The 17218-nt window shown below is 64.2% G+C and carries 15 protein-coding genes and 1 riboswitch; of the genes, 6 read left to right on the top strand and 9 right to left on the bottom strand.

Annotated features, from left to right (window positions below; translation table 11 throughout):
• Positions 1-94: 94 nt before the first annotated feature.
• From cpdA to ACIQUS_RS02870, 3 genes are all read right to left on the bottom strand, one after another.
• Complete coding sequence (gene cpdA, locus ACIQUS_RS02880) at positions 95-907, bottom strand: 3',5'-cyclic-AMP phosphodiesterase (RefSeq protein WP_403042611.1); 813 nt, start codon at positions 905-907, stop codon at positions 95-97.
• Positions 908-991: 84 nt separating this feature from the next.
• Positions 992-1444: a DUF1249 domain-containing protein gene (locus tag ACIQUS_RS02875; RefSeq protein WP_285863330.1), complete on the bottom strand. Its 453-nt coding sequence runs from the start codon at positions 1442-1444 to the stop codon at positions 992-994.
• On the bottom strand, positions 1435-2052 hold the full coding sequence (locus ACIQUS_RS02870; RefSeq protein WP_403042608.1) for an NUDIX domain-containing protein: 618 nt from the start codon (positions 2050-2052) through the stop codon (positions 1435-1437). The genes ACIQUS_RS02875 and ACIQUS_RS02870 overlap by 10 nt, the downstream gene beginning before the upstream one ends.
• A gap of 184 nt (positions 2053-2236) precedes the next feature.
• On the opposite strand from ACIQUS_RS02870, the gene ACIQUS_RS02865 reads away from it, so the two are divergent.
• Positions 2237-2983: an RsiV family protein gene (locus ACIQUS_RS02865; RefSeq protein WP_403042605.1), complete on the top strand. Its 747-nt coding sequence runs from the start codon at positions 2237-2239 to the stop codon at positions 2981-2983.
• On the opposite strand, the gene cytX is transcribed toward ACIQUS_RS02865, so the two are convergent.
• Positions 2952-4244, bottom strand: coding sequence for a putative hydroxymethylpyrimidine transporter CytX (gene cytX / locus ACIQUS_RS02860; RefSeq protein WP_403042602.1), 1293 nt, complete (start codon positions 4242-4244; stop codon positions 2952-2954). The genes ACIQUS_RS02865 and cytX overlap by 32 nt on opposite strands.
• 90 nt (positions 4245-4334) lie before the next feature.
• Entirely contained in the window at positions 4335-6221 is a 1887-nt protein-coding gene (thiC, locus tag ACIQUS_RS02855; protein ID WP_403042599.1) for a phosphomethylpyrimidine synthase ThiC, read from the bottom strand.
• 157 nt (positions 6222-6378) lie between these two features.
• Positions 6379-6483, bottom strand: a riboswitch (TPP riboswitch).
• A gap of 143 nt (positions 6484-6626) precedes the next feature.
• Between thiC and ACIQUS_RS02850 the strand changes: the two genes are divergently transcribed.
• On the top strand, positions 6627-8057 hold the full coding sequence (locus ACIQUS_RS02850; RefSeq protein ID WP_403042596.1) for a TolC family outer membrane protein: 1431 nt from the start codon (positions 6627-6629) through the stop codon (positions 8055-8057).
• A 65-nt stretch (positions 8058-8122) separates the two neighbouring features.
• On the opposite strand, the gene waaA is transcribed toward ACIQUS_RS02850, so the two are convergent.
• Entirely contained in the window at positions 8123-9391 is a 1269-nt protein-coding gene (gene waaA / locus ACIQUS_RS02845) for a lipid IV(A) 3-deoxy-D-manno-octulosonic acid transferase (protein WP_403042593.1), read from the bottom strand.
• Positions 9392-9405: 14 nt separating this feature from the next.
• On the bottom strand, positions 9406-10296 hold the full coding sequence (locus ACIQUS_RS02840) for a LysR family transcriptional regulator (protein WP_403042591.1): 891 nt from the start codon (positions 10294-10296) through the stop codon (positions 9406-9408).
• Between the two features lie 87 nt (positions 10297-10383).
• On the opposite strand from ACIQUS_RS02840, the gene ACIQUS_RS02835 reads away from it, so the two are divergent.
• Genes ACIQUS_RS02835 through ACIQUS_RS02820 form a run of 4 tightly spaced genes read left to right on the top strand, consistent with a single transcriptional unit; the run spans position 10384 to position 13761 of the window.
• Positions 10384-10716 carry a DMT family transporter gene (locus ACIQUS_RS02835; RefSeq protein ID WP_403042589.1) on the top strand — a complete coding sequence of 111 codons (333 nt, stop codon included), beginning with the start codon at positions 10384-10386 and terminating at the stop codon, positions 10714-10716.
• 53 nt (positions 10717-10769) lie between these two features.
• A complete protein-coding gene (locus ACIQUS_RS02830) occupies positions 10770-11945 on the top strand; it encodes an NAD(P)/FAD-dependent oxidoreductase (RefSeq protein ID WP_403042587.1) in 1176 nt (391 codons plus the stop codon).
• Positions 11942-12751, top strand: a complete 810-nt coding sequence (locus tag ACIQUS_RS02825) for an aldo/keto reductase (protein WP_403042585.1) — start codon at positions 11942-11944, stop codon at positions 12749-12751. Before ACIQUS_RS02830 ends, ACIQUS_RS02825 begins: the two co-directional genes overlap by 4 nt.
• A gap of 47 nt (positions 12752-12798) precedes the next feature.
• Entirely contained in the window at positions 12799-13761 is a 963-nt protein-coding gene (locus ACIQUS_RS02820) for a metal ABC transporter ATPase (RefSeq protein WP_403042582.1), read from the top strand.
• An 83-nt stretch (positions 13762-13844) separates the two neighbouring features.
• Here ACIQUS_RS02820 and hldE read toward each other — a convergent pair whose 3' ends face one another.
• Together hldE and msbA are read right to left on the bottom strand one after the other, a co-directional pair.
• Positions 13845-15266, bottom strand: a complete 1422-nt coding sequence (gene hldE, locus ACIQUS_RS02815; protein WP_403042580.1) for a bifunctional D-glycero-beta-D-manno-heptose-7-phosphate kinase/D-glycero-beta-D-manno-heptose 1-phosphate adenylyltransferase HldE — start codon at positions 15264-15266, stop codon at positions 13845-13847.
• 129 nt (positions 15267-15395) lie between these two features.
• Positions 15396-17210: a lipid A export permease/ATP-binding protein MsbA gene (gene msbA, locus ACIQUS_RS02810; RefSeq protein ID WP_403042576.1), complete on the bottom strand. Its 1815-nt coding sequence runs from the start codon at positions 17208-17210 to the stop codon at positions 15396-15398.
• Positions 17211-17218 lie beyond the last annotated feature (8 nt).

The raw sequence follows: 17218 nt of genomic DNA, 5'->3' as shown, positions 1-17218 counted from the left end.
CGCTACACCTGACTCGCCCGGAACCCCAGGCAGGAAAGCGCGCATTTTAGCCTGTTCGGCGGTTCATTGAACGGTTTCAGCAATTTGGCAACACTTAATACCCGTCCGCATAGTCGATTTCGAAAGTAAAGTCGCTCACTCGCGAAACCCCGGTATCAATGCCGCCATCGGGTTGCAGGCGCAGCCAGCGGTAGCCGGGCGCCTGTTCACCGACCTTGAAGTCTGCGCTGCCCGGCTCGAACTGGATGCAGGTGGAAGGCGAAGCCAGCAACCGCACACCGTCGCGTACCTGGTCCCATTCCTGATGAATATGCCCCCAGAGCAAGGCGCGCACCTGTGGATAACCCTTGAGCCGGTCGAACAACTCGTCGGCATTGCGCAGGCCGATCGGCGCCATCCAGGCGCAGTCGATGGCGACGGGCTGGTGGTGGAAGCAGATCAGGTGATGACGCTCGGGCGCCTCGGTCAATGAATGCTCGAGCAGCTCGAACTGCCCCTGGTCGAGCACCCCGGGAACGGCGCCTGGCACCGCCGAATTGAGCATCAGGATACGCCAGTTGCCGATATCCACCTGCGGCGCCAGCAGGTCGGTGCCTTGCGCCGCACGCTCCATCGGTTGCGGCTCATCGTGATTGCCGGCAAGCCACCGGGCCGGCGCCCCGAGGCTGGCAGTCAGTTCACGAAAGCATTCATAGGATTGCTGGGTGCCATCCTGGGACAGGTCACCGGTGGCCAGCAGCAGGTCGATACGCGGCTGTTCTTCACGCACCCGCTCGATGACCCGCTGCAGGCTGTCGCGGGTGTTCATGCCCAGCAGCGTACGGTGCGACTCGGCAAACAGGTGGCTGTCGGTCAGTTGCACCAGGTAAACCGGTGCGTCGGCGGAATGGATCGATGGTTGCGGCAAGGGCCGACTCCTTGAACGGATTCAGCGCGATTATGGCGGCAAGCCTGGTTTGAGCAAATACGCGAAAACGACCGGCGTCACATTTCAGCGAACCACGGCCAACTCATGGCCACAAGCCAGGCAATGGCTCAGCCATTCGCCCAGGAACAGGTTGAGCTGGGCTTTTTCGTCCGGCTGGTGCATGGCCGCGTTCGGGTAGGGGTAGACACTGCGAAAACGCCGGGCATGCTCGGCGCTGACCACCTCGGCCATGCGCGCGTCGTGGTACACCTGCACTTCCAGTTGCGGCACCGGCAGCCAGGGCAGGCTGTGCTCCTGGCGCACGCGCAGGGTGGTGGTGTAGGGGCAGGCGAGCACCACGTCCAGCACCAGCACGCCCAGCATCTGGTCACCCTGGGTCATGCCGATCCGGCGCGAGCTCTTGGCCGTGCGCATGTCCGGCAGCAAGCGCATCAGACGCGCATAGTTGGCCTCGCAGGCAGCCTGCAACCCGACCAGATCGACCCGGTAGCGCTCGCGCAAGAGATTCACGACCATAGCCCCCTGACTTCATCCCGGTTCAAGGCCAGCCACTGCAAGGCAATGATGGTTGCCGCATTGGCGATCAGCCCGTCGCGTACGGCCTGTAGCGCGTCCTCGAACGCCCAGACCTTGACGCGTATATCTTCACCCTCTTCCTCCAGGCCATGCAGACCGCCCGCCCCAGCGCTGTCACAACGTCCCAGATAGAGGTGCACATATTCATCGCTGCCGCCGGGGGACGGGAAATACCGCGTCATGGGCCACAGCGTATGGATCTCCAGACCAGCTTCCTCCTGCGCCTCGCGGTGCGCAACTTCTTCCGGCGCTTCATCCTTGTCGATCAGACCGGCGACCAGCTCGATCATCCAGGGGTTGGCCACCTTGCCCAGGGCACCGACGCGAAACTGCTCGATCAGCACCACCTCGTCGCGCAGGGCATCGTAAGGCAGCACACAGACGGCATCGTGGCGCACGAACAGCTCGCGGCTGATCTCCCGGCCCATGCCACCGGCGAACAGCTCGTGGCGCAGGCGCACCCGGTCGAGCTTGTAAAAGCCCTGGAAACAGTTCAACCGCTCGACAATCTCGACATCCTTGGGCACAGCGTTCAGCACATCCGACATGGCAATCCTCACAACCTCATCTACTGCATCGCGCCATCCTAACCTGCGCATCGGCGCGTTTCACCCCTTTCAAGATACCGGCCGGGCTGCGAGGATAGACAGCCTGCTGTTATTGAGCTTAGTGGCGAACTGAAGGCCCTGCCGACGGTCCAAGCCCGATCAACTCTGCCTGACAAGGATCATCATGACGCTTGTGAAACTGACTTCCGTGGCTGTGCTGGCCCTGGCCCTGGGCGCCTGCCAAAGCCTGTTCCAGCCCAACATGCGCACGCCCCTGGAGGTCCAGCGCGACCGCTGGGAGCACATCAAGCCCGGTTGCACCACGGCCGATTGCCCGCTGGTGAACATCGACACCATTCATTTCCCGGCCAACCCGAAACTGGATGCAATCGTCGAGAAACGCCTGTTGCAGATGACCCAGGACAACGAGCGCAGTGCCCTGCCCGCCTCGCTCAAGGCCTACGAAGACCAGTTCATGGCCTCGGCCGAAAGCCGCCACAGCAGCTACCTGCAAGCCAAGGTACGCGAGCAGCATGACGGACTGGTGATCATCGAACTGTCCAGCTACCTGGACACCGGCGGCGCCCATGGCATGCCCGGACGCGGCTTCATCAACTACTCGCGCCAGCAGGACAAGGTGCTGACCCTGCAGGACATGCTGGTGCCGGGCCAGGAGGCGACCTTCTGGAAGACCGCCGAGGAAGCCCACAAGGGCTGGCTGATCAGCACCGGCATGGACAAGGACGCCGAGTTCGTCAAGACCTGGCCGTTCCGCCAGACCCCACACATCGCCCTGACCTACGGCGCGGTAGTGCTCAAGTACGAAGTGTATGCCATCGCCCCGTATTCCATGGGCCACATCGAACTGAAGATCCCCTACCCGCGCCTGAACGGCGTGATCAAGCCGGAGTTGTTTCCCGGTCGCGGCTGACCGACGGCGCTGCCGCCCAGTACACACACCCTGCCAGCAGCAAGGCCGGCAGGGTCGAGCCGACATCCGCCGCGTAATGGGCCAGCAGGTGATAGGTGGCCACACCGCAGGCCCAGGCCAGCAGCGCACGACCGTGCAGACTGTGGATGGGGCTGGCATCGCTGCGACGGCGACGCACGATGAAGTGATCGACCAGCACCACGCCGAACAGCGGGGCGAACACCGAGCCGATCAGCAGCAGGAAATTCTGGTACTGCGCCAGCGGCGCAAAGCAGGCGATCAGGGTGCACAGCACACCGATGGCCAGGGCCAGGTGCTCGACCTTCAGGCGCACCAGCAGGCCGGTGGATACCGCCGCCGAGTGAATGTCGGCAAAGGCCTTTTCCGACTCGTCGAGCAGGATCAGCAGCAGTGGGATACCCAGGCCGGCACCGGCCAGCGCCAACAGCAGGGTATTGACCTCGCCCGCCGGAGCGAAGGCCAAGGTATAGGCCACGCCCAGGCTCATCATCCACACGTTGCCGACGAAGTAGCCCAGTGCGGTGCCAATGAACACCCGGCTGGCGCGGCGGCTGAAGCGTGAGTAATCGGCGATCAGTGGCAGCCACGACAGCGGCATGGCAATGGCAATGTCGATCCCCACGGCCAGGGACATCGAGCCATCCCCGGCACGGGCCCACAGGGCGGCGAGATCCGCCTTGGCGAACAGGTTCCAGGTCAGCCACAGGCAGGCACCGAGCAACAGCCAGATGCCCCACTTGCGCAGGATCTTGCGCACGAAGGTCAACGGCCCGCTGACTGCCAGCAACGTGGCCAGGGCGCCGAAGCACAAGGTCCACAGCAGCGGATTGGTCAGCGCGCTGCCCTCGCCGAAGGCACGCGCGCCCAGCAGGCTCGCAGCATCGCGCATGACGATGATTTCGAACGAGCCCCAGCCGATCAGTTGCAGCAGGTTGAGCAGCGCCGGCAAACGTGCCCCGTCGCGGCCGAGGCTGCGACGCAGGGCGGCCATGGACGACAGCCCGGTGTCGCTGCCGATGACCCCCACCGCCGCCAGCAGCAGGACGCCCACGCTGGTGCCGACAATGATCGCCAGCACGGCATTGGCCAGGCCCAGGCCGGGGCCGAGCAAGGCGCCGGTCTGTAGCACCATCAGGCCGATGCCGAGGGAAAACCACAGGGAACAGAGGTCGCGGCCACTGAGGACGCGCTGCTGGGCGGTGACGGGGTGATCGGGGGAGAACTGGCTGGGTGTGCTCACAAGGGGTGGTCTCGACAGGGAGAAAATTGTTGTTCTTAAAGGCCCAATCGCGGGGCAAGTCGTCGCACCGACTTGCCCCGCGATATGTTCTTACACCTTTTTGTACAGCTGGCTGCCTTCCTGGCGGAACCGCTCGGCCTGCTCGCGCATGCCGTCCTCGACCGCCACGTCCACCGCGTCGATGCGCTGGTTGGCGGCGTACTCGCGCACTTCCTGGGTGATCTTCATGGAGCAGAACTTCGGCCCGCACATGGAGCAGAAGTGGGCGACCTTGGCCGAATCCTTGGGCAGGGTCTCATCATGGAACGAACGCGCGGTGTCCGGATCCAGGCCGAGGTTGAACTGGTCTTCCCAACGGAACTCGAAGCGCGCCTTGGACAAGGCGTTGTCACGAATCTGCGCGCCCGGGTGGCCCTTGGCAAGGTCCGCGGCATGGGCGGCGATCTTGTAGGTGATGATGCCGGTCTTGACGTCATCCTTGTTCGGCAGGCCCAGGTGCTCCTTGGGAGTCACGTAGCAGAGCATGGCGCAACCGAACCAGCCGATCATCGCCGCACCGATGCCGGAGGTGATGTGGTCGTAACCCGGGGCGATGTCGGTGGTCAGCGGGCCGAGGGTGTAGAACGGCGCTTCGTCGCAGCACTCGAGCTGCTTGTCCATGTTCTCCTTGATAAGCTGCATCGGCACGTGGCCCGGGCCTTCGATCATGCACTGGACATCGTGCTTCCAGGCGATCTTGGTCAGCTCGCCCAGGGTTTCCAGCTCACCGAACTGTGCTTCGTCGTTGGCATCGGCAATCGAGCCCGGACGCAGGCCGTCGCCCAGCGAGAAGCTGACGTCGTAGGCCTTCATGATTTCGCAGATTTCGTCGAAGTGGGTGTAGAGGAAGTTCTCTTTGTGGTGCGCCAGGCACCACTTGGCCATGATCGAACCACCACGGCTGACGATGCCGGTAACGCGCTTGGCGGTCAGCGGCACATAGCGCAGCAAGACGCCTGCGTGGATGGTGAAGTAGTCCACGCCCTGCTCGGCCTGTTCGATCAGGGTGTCGCGGAACAGCTCCCAGGTCAGGTCTTCGGCCACGCCATTGACCTTTTCCAGTGCCTGGTAGATCGGCACGGTACCGATCGGCACCGGCGAGTTGCGGATGATCCACTCGCGGGTTTCGTGGATGTGCTTGCCGGTGGACAGGTCCATGACCGTGTCCGAACCCCAGCGGATACCCCAGGTCAGCTTGGCCACTTCTTCTTCGATGGACGAGCCCAGGGCGCTGTTGCCGATGTTGCCGTTGATCTTCACCAGGAAGTTGCGGCCGATGATCATCGGCTCCAGCTCCACGTGGTTGATGTTGGCCGGGATGATCGCGCGGCCGCGGGCGATTTCCTCACGCACGAATTCGGCGGTGATTTCCTTCGGAATGCTGGCGCCGAAGCTGTGACCGGCGTGCTGCTGATCGAGCAGGCCGGCGGCGCGGGCTTCCTGCAGCTTCATGTTCTCGCGGATGGCGACGTATTCCATCTCGGCGGTGATGATGCCTTGGCGCGCGTAGTGCATCTGGCTGACGTTGGCGCCGGCCTTGGCCCGGCGCGGGTTGCGCACGTGGGCGAAGCGCAGCTTGGTCAGCTCGGCATCAGCCAGGCGCTGCTGGCCGAAGTCCGACGACAGGCCGGCCAGGCGCTCGGTGTCGCCACGGGCGTCGATCCAGGCCGAACGCACATCGCCCAGGCCCTTGCGCACATCGATGACGACATTGGGGTCGGTGTAGGGGCCTGAGGTGTCGTAGACCAGTACCGGTGCATTGGGCTCGCCGCCAAAATCGGTGGGGGTATCGTCCAGGCTGATTTCACGCATCGGCACGCGGATATCGGGGCGCGAGCCTTCGACATAGATTTTGCGCGAGCGGGTGAACGGCTGTACGGACTGTTGATCGACCTGGGCCGACTCACTCAGATTGGTATATTTTTCTTGTTTACTCATCACAGGCTCTCCAGACGGCTTCCGGCAGTGGAATGTCGGGGGAGAACCTGAAAGGCACGGACGCACCATGAGTGGTGCTGTGCCGGATACGCGGTGATGCCTGCAGCTGCAATGGCTGGCTCGACATTCCCGGACCTGGCACAAGAGACTCGCCGGGAAAGCGAGAAATCTTGTTCCCTACGCAGGCGCTAACCTGATCAGGTTCAACGGGATCCGGATTATCCGATCTCAGCCTCAACGCAAGGCACCCCGACAAGAACGTGCCCAGTCTAGACTGGACTTGCTCGCAAAGCCAACAGTACAAACACGGGCACGATAAATGGCGTAAATGGCAGATTGTTGCCAAGGGGCCGTCCATCTACACTCACCCGCTCAGAGACACTCAATTTGTTCAAGGATCGCCCTATGCTGCGCAAACTTTCACTGGCCATTGCCGTGTCTTGTGCTACCAACGGAATGGCCTGGGCAGCGGACGTGCCCATCTCGGCGAAGAACGACCTGGTCAGCGTCTACCAGGAGGCCGTGAACAACAACGCCGACCTGGCCGCGGCCCAAGCCAACTATGGCGCCCAGAAGGAAGTGGTACCCCAGGCCCGTGCCGGCCTGCTGCCGAACCTGTCCGGCGGCGGCACCATGCAGAACACCCGCACCAAGCTCGACAGCCCGTCGATTACCTCCAACCGCAGCGGCAACTCCTGGCAGGCCACCCTGGCCCAGCCGGTGTTCCGTGCCGATCGCTGGTTCCAGTTGCAGGCCGCCGAAGCCTTCAACGAACAGGCCGCCCTGGAACTGTCGGCCACCGAGCAGAACCTGATCCTGCAGTCGGCGGAGAACTACTTCGCGGTCCTGCGCGCCGAGGACACCCTGGCCTCGACCAAGGCCGAGGAAGCGGCTTTCAAGCGCCAGCTCGACCAGTCCGAAGAGCGCTTCGACGTGGGCCTGTCGGACAAGACCGACGTGCTGCAGTCCCAGGCCAGCTACGACACCGCGCGGGCCAACCGGATCGTCGCCCAGCGCCAGGTCGACGACGCCTACGAGGCCTTGATCACCTTCACCAACCGCTACTACAAATCGGTCCAGGGCATCGTCCATACCCTGCCGATCCAGGTGCCGGTGCCCAACGATGCCAAGCTGTGGGTCGAAACTGCCGGCAAACAGAACCTCAACCTGCTAGCGACCAACTTTGCCGTCAGCGCCGCCGAGGAAACCCTGCGCCAGCGCAAGGCCGGCCATGCGCCGACACTGGATGCCGTGGCGCAGTACCAGAAAGGCGACAACGACAACCTGGGCTTCTCCAACCCCAACCTCGGTGGGCCCATCAGCGGCGACGTCGAGCAGACCAGCGTCGGCCTGCAGTTGAACATCCCGATCTACAGTGGCGGCCTGATCAGTTCGCAAGTGCGCGAGGCGTACCAGCGCCTGAACCAGACCGAGCAGCAGCGTGAAAGCCTGCGCCGCCAGGTGGTGGAAAACACTCGCAACCTGCACCGGGCAGTGAACACCGATGTGGAGCAGGTACAGGCGCGCAAGCAGTCGATCATCTCCAACCAGAGTGCACTGGAAGCGACCGAGATCGGCTACCAGGTCGGTACCCGCAACATCGTCGACGTGCTCGATGCCCAGCGCCAGCTGTACACCTCGGTGCGCGACTACAACAACACCCGTTACGACTACATCCTCGACAACCTGCGCCTGAAGCAGGCCGCCGGCACGCTGAGCCCGCAGGACCTGACCGACCTGAGCCGCTACCTGAAACCGGACTACAACCCGGACAAGGACTTCCTGCCGCCAGACCTGGCAGCAGCGGCCAAGGCCAACTTCGACGCCCGCCCCTGAAAAGCATCGCGGGGCAAGCCCGCTCCTACACGCCTCTGTAGGAGCGAGCTTGCCCCGCGATCACGTCAAAACAGCCGCCCCAGCCCGTCGAGCAACCGCTGCAGCGCCCCCTGGTTGGCCTTCATCACTGCCCTGCCCGCCTCCCCCATGCGCCGCGCATCCTGCGGCAACTCGATCAGACGCCGGACCGCAACCGCCAGCCCCTGGGCATCATCCACTTCCTGCAAGGCACCGGCCTCGCGCAACATCGCCGCGATTTCCAGGAAGTTGAACAGGTGGGGGCCACTGAGCACTGGCAATGACAACGCCGCCGGTTCCAGCAGGTTATGCCCGCCGTTGGGCACCAGACTGCCGCCAACAAAGGCTATGTCGGCCAAGGCATAGAGAAACAGCAACTCGCCCATGGTGTCGCCAAGCAGCACCGAGGTCCCGGCAGCCACCGGTTCGGCACTGGAGCGGCGAATGGTCGGGAACTGCTGACAGCACAGGTCGAACACGCTGTTGAACCGTTCCGGATGTCGCGGCACCAGAATCAGCAAGGCATCGGCATGATGTTCGAGCAATTGGCGGTGTGCCGCCAGAATCACTTCATCCTCGCCTTCGTGGGTGCTGGCCGCGATCCACACCGGACGCTGGCCCGCCTGCCACTGCTCGCGCAAGGTGCGGGCCTTCGGCAGAAGCTGCTCGTCGATGCGCAGGTCGAATTTGATCGAGCCGGTCACCTGCACGCACGCCGGGTGCGCACCCAACTGGCGGAAGCGTTCGGCTTCGGTTTCGGTCTGCACCGCGATCAGGCTCATCTCGGCCAGCATCGGCCGGGTCAGGCCGGCGAAACGGGCATAGCCACGGGCCGAGCGCTCGGACAACCGGGCATTGGCCAGGGCCACCGGAATGCCGCGCCGGGCACACTGATGGATGTGGTTGGGCCACAGCTCGGTCTCCATGATCACCGCCAGCCGGGGCTTCACATGATCGAGGAAGCGCCCGGCGGCCCAAGGCAGGTCATAGGGCAGGTAGCAGTGCTGAATGCGCGGCTCGTCTGCAAACATCGCCCGTACCCGCTCGGAACCGGTCGGGGTCATGCAGGTGATGGTGATCGGCAGCTGTGGATAAGTCTTGAGCAAGGCACGGATCATCGGCGCGGCGGCAATGCTCTCGCCCACCGACACGGCATGCACCCAGATGCCGCCCGTGTGCATGGCCGGCAGCTTCATGGCAAAGCGCTCGCCGATGCGTTGGCCGTAGGCCGGGGCCTTGCGCGAGCGCAGGAACAGGCGCAGCGCAACCAGCGGCAGGCCCAGGTGAAACAGCAAGGTATAAAGGGTTCTGTTCATGGCGCCGAAGTGTACTAGCCAATGGCGCGCAAGTGCACTGCGAAGCGCTCGGCCAACCACTGGGCCGCCGGCCCCAGCGGCTCGTCACGCCGCCACACCAGCTCCACCACCAGCGCCGGCGGCGTCCATTCGCTGCTCAGTTCGACCATCTGCGCATGATAGGTCGGGTACTGCACCACGTGCCGGGGCAGCCAGGCCCAGCCCAGGCCGCGCATCAACAGTTCGGCCATGGCGTAGAAGCTGTCAGCTCGCCAGATCTGCGGGCTGATCGGCTCGCCGCCGGGGTAGCCGCTTTCCTGGGGCGCGATAAGCAGTTGTCGATGCCTGGCCAGTTGCTGGCGGTTGACCCGGGTCAACTGCGCCAGCGGGTGATTGACGGCGCAGACGGTGACCATCTCCACCCGCCCCAGGGCGCGACGCTCCAGTGACGCAGGCATGCGCTCGTGGTGGAAGAGGAGGCCAAGATCGGCGCGCCGCTCCACCAGCTTGCGCGCCACATCGCCCTGGGCGCCGCTGGCCAGTTGCACCTCCAGCAAGGGAAACTGCCGGGCCAGCTCATCGAGGCTGTCGATCACCGGCTGATAGGGCATGGCCTCGTCCTGCGCCACCCGCAGTTGCGCCTCCTGGCCGCGCATCAGTGCCAGTGCCCGACCGTCCAGGCGCTCGCACTGGCGCAACAGCTCGCGAGCGTCCTCGAGCAATGCCGTTCCGGCTTCGGTCAGGCGCGGCTGACGACCGCTGCTGCGCTCGAACAGGGTGACGCCAAGGTCGGCCTCAAGCAGTGCAATGGCACTGCTCACCGCCGACTGGGCCTTGCGCTGGGCACGGGCAACCGCAGAGAACGAGCGTTGCTCAGCCACCCGCACAAACAGGCGCAGTTGCTCCAGGTTCCACTGTTCGGCCATTCAACCTATCTCCATTAAAGATAGGTAATGACTTTACCCCATCCAGACATGCTCTAGAATGCCCAGCCAGAACAGAGGACCACCACCATGAACGCCTACACCTATCTGGCCATTGCCATCTGCGCCGAAGTCATTGCCACCGCCTCGATGAAGGCCGTGAAGGGCCTGAGCACGCCCCTGCCCTTGCTGCTGATGGTTTGTGGCTACGCCGTGGCGTTCTGGATGCTGACCCTGGTGGTACGCAGCATTCCGGTGGGTATCGCCTATGCCATCTGGTCGGGCCTGGGTATCGTCCTGATCAGTGTCGCGGCCCTGGTGATCTATGGGCAGAAACTGGATATCCCGGCCATGCTCGGCATGGCCATGATCGTCGGTGGCGTGGTGGTGATTCAGCTCTTCTCGAAAACCGTCGGGCATTGATTCTGCTCACAGGCTGTATACTGGGCGTCTGTCCAAGCTTGTGAGGTGTATGCATGCCATCCGTTATTTCCACCGACGTACTGATCGTCGGCGCAGGGGTCGCAGGCCTCTGGCTCAACGCCCGCCTGCGCCGCCTGGGTTATTCGACGGTGGTGGTGGAACGTGCCAGTCTCGGTGGCGAGCAGACCCTCAAATCCCAGGGCATCATCCACGGCGGTACCAAGTACGCCCTGCACGGCGCCCTGACCGGCGCCTCGGAAGCCATTGCCGACATGCCGCGGCGCTGGCGCGAGGCCCTGGCCGGCAACGGCGAGCTGGACCTGTCTGGCGTGCGCCTGCTGTCCGAAGCCCACTACCTGTGGTCGCCCGGTACCCTGACCGGCAACCTGACCAGCTTTTTCGCCAGCAAGGCGGTGCGAGGCCGGGTCGATCAGGTCAAGGGCGATCAACTGCCGCCCGCCCTGCAAGATCGCGCCTTCAAAGGTAAGGTCTACCGCCTGGCCGAACTGGTCGTCGACGTACCGAGCCTGCTGGGCCGACTCGCAGAACTGGCGGGCGACAGCCTGCTGGCCGGCGAGCGGATCGAGCCGCTGCATGAAGCCGGTGAACTGGCCGGCCTGCGCGTCGATGACCGCGAAATCCGCGCCCGGCGCATCGTTCTCAGCGCCGGTGCCGGCAATGCCGGCCTGCTCGAAACCCTGGGCCTGAGCCAACCGGCCATGCAGCGTCGACCGCTGCACATGGTCATGGCCAAGGGCGCCAGCCTCAAGCCGCTGTACGCCCACTGCCTGGGCGGCGGTCCCAAGCCTCGGATCACCGTCACCAGCCACCCGGCCAGCAACGGCCAGTGGGTCTGGTACCTGGGCGGCGACCTGGCCGAAGCCGACGGCGTGGCCCGCGAACCCGATGCGCAGATTGCCGCGGCGAAGAAAGAAGTCGCCAGCCTGCTACCCTGGATCGACCTGAGCCAGGTGCGCTGGGCCACCGTACGCATCGACCGCGCGGAACCGGCGCAATCGGGCCTGGTGCGCCCGGACAACGCCTTCCTCGCCGAACAGCAGCGCCTGCTGGTGGGCTGGCCGACCAAGCTGGCCCTGGCGCCGGACTTCGCCGACCGCGTGCTGGCCAACCTCGAACGCGATGGCATCCAGCCGAGCGGACAAGCCGCCCTGCCCGACCTGCCCAAACCGCCGCTGGCCGTGCCGGTCTGGGAGCAACTGTTGCCATGAGCCTGCCGAGCCTTCACCACCTGCACCGCCCCCTGGGCAGCACCGGCCTGCGCGTATCGCCCCTGGGCCTGGGCACGGTCAAGCTGGGCCGCGACCAGGGGGTCAAATACCCCAATGGCTTCACCATTCCCGATGACGACCAGGCCCGCGAACTGCTGGCCCAGGCCCGCGAGCTGGGCATCAACCTGATCGACACGGCACCGGCCTACGGTCGCAGCGAAGAACGCCTGGGCCCGCTGCTGCGCGGACAGCGCGAGGACTGGGTGATCGTCAGCAAGGTGGGTGAAGAGTTCGACAATGGCCAGTCACACTTCGACTTCAGCGCCGCACACACTCGCTTTTCCATCGAACGCAGCCTCAAACGCCTGGAAACCGAGCATATCGACCTGGTACTGGTGCATTCCGACGGCAACGACCTGCACATTCTTGAGCATGAGGAGGTCTACCAGACCCTCGAAGCCCTGAAACGCGAAGGCAAGATCGGCGGCTTCGGCTTGTCCGGCAAGACAGTGGCAGGTGGATTGAAGGCACTGGAACGCGGCGATTGCGCCATGGTCACCTACAATCTGAACGAACAGGCTGAACGCCCTGTGCTCGACTATGCCGCCGAGCATGGCAAGGCGATCCTGGTGAAAAAGGCCCTGGCCAGCGGACATGCCTGCCTGAACCCGGACGTTGACCCGGTGCGCGCCAGCTTCGAGCTGCTGTTCGCTCACCCTGGGGTCAGCAGTGCTATTGTCGGTACCATCAACCCCGTACACCTGGCCCAAAACGTGGCCACTGTAGCCGCCGTACTGGGTAGCTGACGCCCATGCCGCCGTTGCGGCCGCCCCCAACGCAAGTAGGAGCCGACATGCCGCGAACGCTGATCCGCAAGAATCCGAGCACCTTCAAGACCCTGCCCCTGCATGTCGAAGCCAGCCCCGAGGGGCTGTGCTACCAGAGCATCGGCATGCCGCAGAACTTCGCCCAGACCCAGCAGCGGCGCAAGCAGATCCACCTGAACGACAGCCAGCGCTTCGCCGTGGAGTTGGCGAACCTGGGCGTCTCGGTGCGCCTGACCCTGCACTGGCAGAATCGCGACTACTGGGTGCTGGTGCGCCAGCGCCGCCAGGACCGTGGCGACGTGGTGCTGAAACTGATTTCCGGTTATGTCCCCGCCCAGGAGCTCAACCTGCCGCTGCACACCGCCATCCAGGAAGTCGCCGAGGAGTGCCTGCTGGAGACGCCGGAAGGCTGGCTTGGGGGACGCTTCAATGACACCTGGCTACCGGCGCCCTACGCCGATGCCCTGCACTACCGCGAAGCCATGCCCTTCGTCCTGACCCCGCAGTCCGGCGCGGCAAGGCCGGTGCGCTGCGCCAACCTGCACCTGCTGGAACGGCCACGGGCCTATGTGCATTTGCCGACCGCCTCGCTGCAACTGATCTACGACCTGCGCCTGCACGTACCACGCGAAGCCAGGTCCCTGAGCCTGTTCCATGTCGATGAGCGACTGGAAGGCAATCAATTGGTGGCCCGCCTCAACCGTAGCCGTCCTGACCTCTACCTGATGCCGCTGGAGGACGGTCAGCCACGGGCTGAACTCTATACCTTGAAGAAAGGCCAGCTGCTGCCCGCCAGCACTCGTGGTCTGTACCTGGCCGAAAGCTTTGCCCGGCAAGAGGGCTGGCTGGTCAGGGATGAGCGGATTCGCTGGAAGGACTGGGTCCGCCAGCAGGGGCTGGCAGCGCCGAGGGCGGATTCGGGGTTGCAGCGGCTGACGGGCAAGGCACGGGAGTTGTTGCAAATGGCGCGGGGTGGGCTACGCAAGTAGGGGCGGCAGTACGATGGCGCGCCTTGCCCCGCGATTGGGATGTATCTGTTGCACCGCAATCGAGGGACAAGCCCGCTCCCACATCAGCGCTTGCGGATCTTCTCGACAATCGCCGTGGTCGAGCTGTTCTCCACCAGCCCCAGCACCTTCACGGTACCGCCGTAGGCCCTGACGATGTCCGCACCCACTACCTGGTCGATGCCATAGTCGCCGCCCTTGACCAGCACGTCCGGCTTGACCTGGCTGAGCAGGTTCTCCGGCGTACCTTCAGGGAAACTGATGACCCAGTCCACCGCACCCAGGCCGGCGAGCACCGCCATGCGCCGGTCGACGCTGTTGATCGGCCGACCCGGGCCTTTAAGGCGGCTGACCGAGGCATCGTCGTTGACCGCGACGATCAGGCGATCGCCCTGGGCCCGCGCCTGCTCCAGGTAGGTCACGTGACCTGCATGAAGGATGTCGAAGCACCCGTTGGTGAAGACGATCTTCTCGTTGTGGGCACGGGCGTCGTCGATCGCCAGCAGCAGCTGTTCCAGGCTCAGTACGCCACGTTCCGACCCTTCCTCGCGCTGGATGGCACGACGCAGTTCCGGCGCACTGATGGCCGCCGTACCGAGCTTGCCGACCACGATGCCGGCCGCGAGGTTGGCCAGGCCCACGGCGTGGGGCAGTTCTTCACCGGCGGCAATGGCCGCGGCCAGGGTCGAAATCACCGTGTCACCGGCACCGGTGACGTCGAAGACTTCGCGGGCCCGGGCCGGCAGGTGCAGGGCCGGGTGATCCGGACGCAGCAAGGTCATGCCGTGCTCGCCACGGGTCACCAGCAAGGCGCCCAGCTCCAGCTCGTTCATCAGCTGGCCGCCCTTGGCCACCAGCTCGGCTTCGTCGGCGCAACGACCGACAATGGTTTCGAACTCGCTGAGGTTCGGCGTGATCAGGCTGGCACCGCGGTAGATCGAGAAGTCCTTGCCCTTGGGGTCGGCAAGCACCGGAATGCCTTTTGCGCGCGCCGCCTGGATCAGGCTCTGGTGATTCTTCAGTGCGCCTTTGCCATAGTCCGACAGCACCAGCACCTTGACCCCTTCGAGCAGGGTGTCGACTTCAGCGCCCAGGGACAGCGGATCGGTGGCGAAGGGTTCTTCGAAATCAATACGCAGCAGTTGCTGGTGACGGCTCATGACCCGCAGCTTGACGATGGTCGGCTGATGGGCGATACGCTGGAAGATCGAGCGCACACCGGCGGCCTGCAGGCTGTTGGCCAGGCTGTCGGCGGCCTCGTCCTGGCCGGTGACCCCGACCAGTGCAGCCGAGGCCCCCAGGGCAGCGATGTTCAAGGCGACGTTGGCCGCACCGCCGGGACGGTCCTCGATCTGGTCGACCTTGACCACCGGCACCGGGGCTTCAGGCGAGATCCGTGAGGTACCGCCATGCCAGTAGCGGTCGAGCATGACATCGCCCACCACCAGTACCGGGGCTTGATCGAAACGCGGCATGGACAACTTCATGGGCAACCCATTTATACAAAATTAACAGGGGCAGGATATTAGCACAGGCCAGGCGAAGGCTTGGTTACCGCCTTGCCGGCAAGCGATTCAGAATGCAACCGGAGCCCTGGACGGGCCCCGGTGACAGGCTCAGGTGATGTCGGCCTTGGCCGGCTCGTCCAGGCCCATGGCGTGCAACCTGGCGTAGTAGCCATTGGCGGCCAGCAGCTCGGCATGGGTGCCGCGCTCGACCAGCTTGCCCTGGTCCATGACCAGGATCATGTCGGCCTTCTCGATGGTCGACAGGCGATGCGCGATCACCAGCGTGGTCCGACCCTTCATGACATGGTCGAGGGCCGCCTGGATATGCCGTTCGGACTCGGTGTCCAGGGCCGAGGTGGCCTCGTCGAGAATCAGCAGCGGCGCATTCTTGAGCAGGGCCCGGGCAATCGCCAGGCGCTGGCGCTGGCCGCCAGACAACAGCACGCCGTTTTCACCGACCTGGGTGTCGAAGCCCTGGGGCAACTGCTCGACGAAGTCCTTGGCATAGGCATCGGCAGCGGCGGCCTCGATTTCGGCACGCGGCGCGCCGGCCAGATCGCCATAGGCGATGTTGTTGGCCACGGTGTCATTGAACAAGGTGACGTGCTGAGTCACCTGGGACACATGGCGACGCAGGTTGCGCAGGCGATAGTTCTCGATCTCCACGCCATCGAGCAGGATTTGCCCCTGGTCATGGTGATAGAAACGCGGAATCAGGGCAGCCAGGGTCGACTTGCCACTGCCCGAACGGCCTACCAGGGCAATCATCTGCCCAGGCTCGGCGGTGAAGGAGATATCCGACAGCACCTGGCGCTCGGTTCCGGGGTAGGTGAAGCTCAGGTTGCGCACTTCCAGGCGCCCTTCCACACGGTCCAGCTCCACGGTGCCGGCGTCCACTTCCGGCGCTTCGTCCAGTTGATCGAAGATGCTCTCGGCACCGGCCAGGCCTTTCTGGATGGTCGAGCTGACTTCCGACAGCTGGCGGATGGGCTTGGGCAGCAAGCCTGCAGCGGTGATATAGGCCACCAGGTCACCGGCGGTGGCATCGCCGCGCAGGAACAGCACCAGGAACATCAGTGCCGCCATGGCGGTGTAGATCACCAATTGCAGCATCGGCGTGTACACCGCGCCGGTCTTGGTCATGCGCAGTTGCTTGTCAGTGTTGCTCTGGCTGGCGTTGGCGAAACGCTGCTGCTCGTAGTTTTCGCCACCGAAGCTGCGCACCACCCGGTAGCCCTGGATGGTTTCCGAGGCCACGTGGGTCACATCGCCCATCGCCACCTGGATCTTCTTGCTCTGCTTGCGGAATTTCTTGCTGGCACTGCCGACCATCACGGCGATGATCGGCAGGATCGCCAGCATGACCAGGGTCAGCTTCCAGTTCATCCACAGCAGGTAGACGAACAGGAACACCACCGTCAGGCCTTCACGGATCACCACCTTGATGGCATCGGTGGCGGCACCGGTGACCATGGTGACGTTGAAGGTGATCCGCGAGATCAGGTGACCGGAGTTGTGGTTGTCGAAGTAGCGGTTGGGCAGCACCAGCAGCTTGTTGAACAACTCAACGCGCAGGTCATGGACCAGCCCGAGGGAAACCTTGGCCAGGAAATAGTTACCCAGGAACGACCCCAGGCCTTGCCATGCCGCGATCAGCACGATCAGCAATGGCACCGCCTGCAACAGTTGCAGGTCGCGCAGGTAAGGGACATTGGGGAACAACACCGCCTGGGGATTGCTCAGGCCATCGACGAAATACTTGAGGATTCCGGCCAGCATGGGCTGGGTCGAGGCAAAGATCACGAAACCGACGATACTCAGCACGAAAATGCCGATGTACGGTTTCACATAGCTCAGTAGCCGGAAGTAGATTTTCAGGCTGGAGCTGCTCTGCTGCTCCGCCTTTAGCGGTGTTTCGGCCATGTCGAGCT

Source organism: Pseudomonas sp. NPDC090755 (assembly GCF_044769005.1).
Lineage (GTDB): Bacteria > Pseudomonadota > Gammaproteobacteria > Pseudomonadales > Pseudomonadaceae > Aquipseudomonas.
Note: the sequence above shows the minus strand (reverse complement) of the source record. Positions and strands in the feature narration are given on the sequence as shown.

Excerpts from the sequence above, each read along its gene's own strand:
- ACIQUS_RS02875 (WP_285863330.1), bottom strand. The coding sequence starts at position 1,444 with ATGGTCGTGAATCTCTTGCGCGAGCGCTACCGGGTCGATCTGGTCGGG.
- hldE (WP_403042580.1), bottom strand. The coding sequence starts at position 15,266 with ATGAAGTTGTCCATGCCGCGTTTCGATCAAGCCCCGGTACTGGTGGTG.
- ACIQUS_RS02835 (WP_403042589.1), top strand. The coding sequence starts at position 10,384 with ATGAACGCCTACACCTATCTGGCCATTGCCATCTGCGCCGAAGTCATT.
- ACIQUS_RS02865 (WP_403042605.1), top strand. The coding sequence starts at position 2,237 with ATGACGCTTGTGAAACTGACTTCCGTGGCTGTGCTGGCCCTGGCCCTG.
- ACIQUS_RS02830 (WP_403042587.1), top strand. The coding sequence starts at position 10,770 with ATGCCATCCGTTATTTCCACCGACGTACTGATCGTCGGCGCAGGGGTC.
- ACIQUS_RS02825 (WP_403042585.1), top strand. The coding sequence starts at position 11,942 with ATGAGCCTGCCGAGCCTTCACCACCTGCACCGCCCCCTGGGCAGCACC.
- thiC (WP_403042599.1), bottom strand. The coding sequence starts at position 6,221 with ATGAGTAAACAAGAAAAATATACCAATCTGAGTGAGTCGGCCCAGGTC.
- msbA (WP_403042576.1), bottom strand. The coding sequence starts at position 17,210 with ATGGCCGAAACACCGCTAAAGGCGGAGCAGCAGAGCAGCTCCAGCCTG.
- waaA (WP_403042593.1), bottom strand. The coding sequence starts at position 9,391 with ATGAACAGAACCCTTTATACCTTGCTGTTTCACCTGGGCCTGCCGCTG.
- ACIQUS_RS02840 (WP_403042591.1), bottom strand. The coding sequence starts at position 10,296 with ATGGCCGAACAGTGGAACCTGGAGCAACTGCGCCTGTTTGTGCGGGTG.
- ACIQUS_RS02820 (WP_403042582.1), top strand. The coding sequence starts at position 12,799 with ATGCCGCGAACGCTGATCCGCAAGAATCCGAGCACCTTCAAGACCCTG.
- ACIQUS_RS02850 (WP_403042596.1), top strand. The coding sequence starts at position 6,627 with ATGCTGCGCAAACTTTCACTGGCCATTGCCGTGTCTTGTGCTACCAAC.
- ACIQUS_RS02870 (WP_403042608.1), bottom strand. The coding sequence starts at position 2,052 with ATGTCGGATGTGCTGAACGCTGTGCCCAAGGATGTCGAGATTGTCGAG.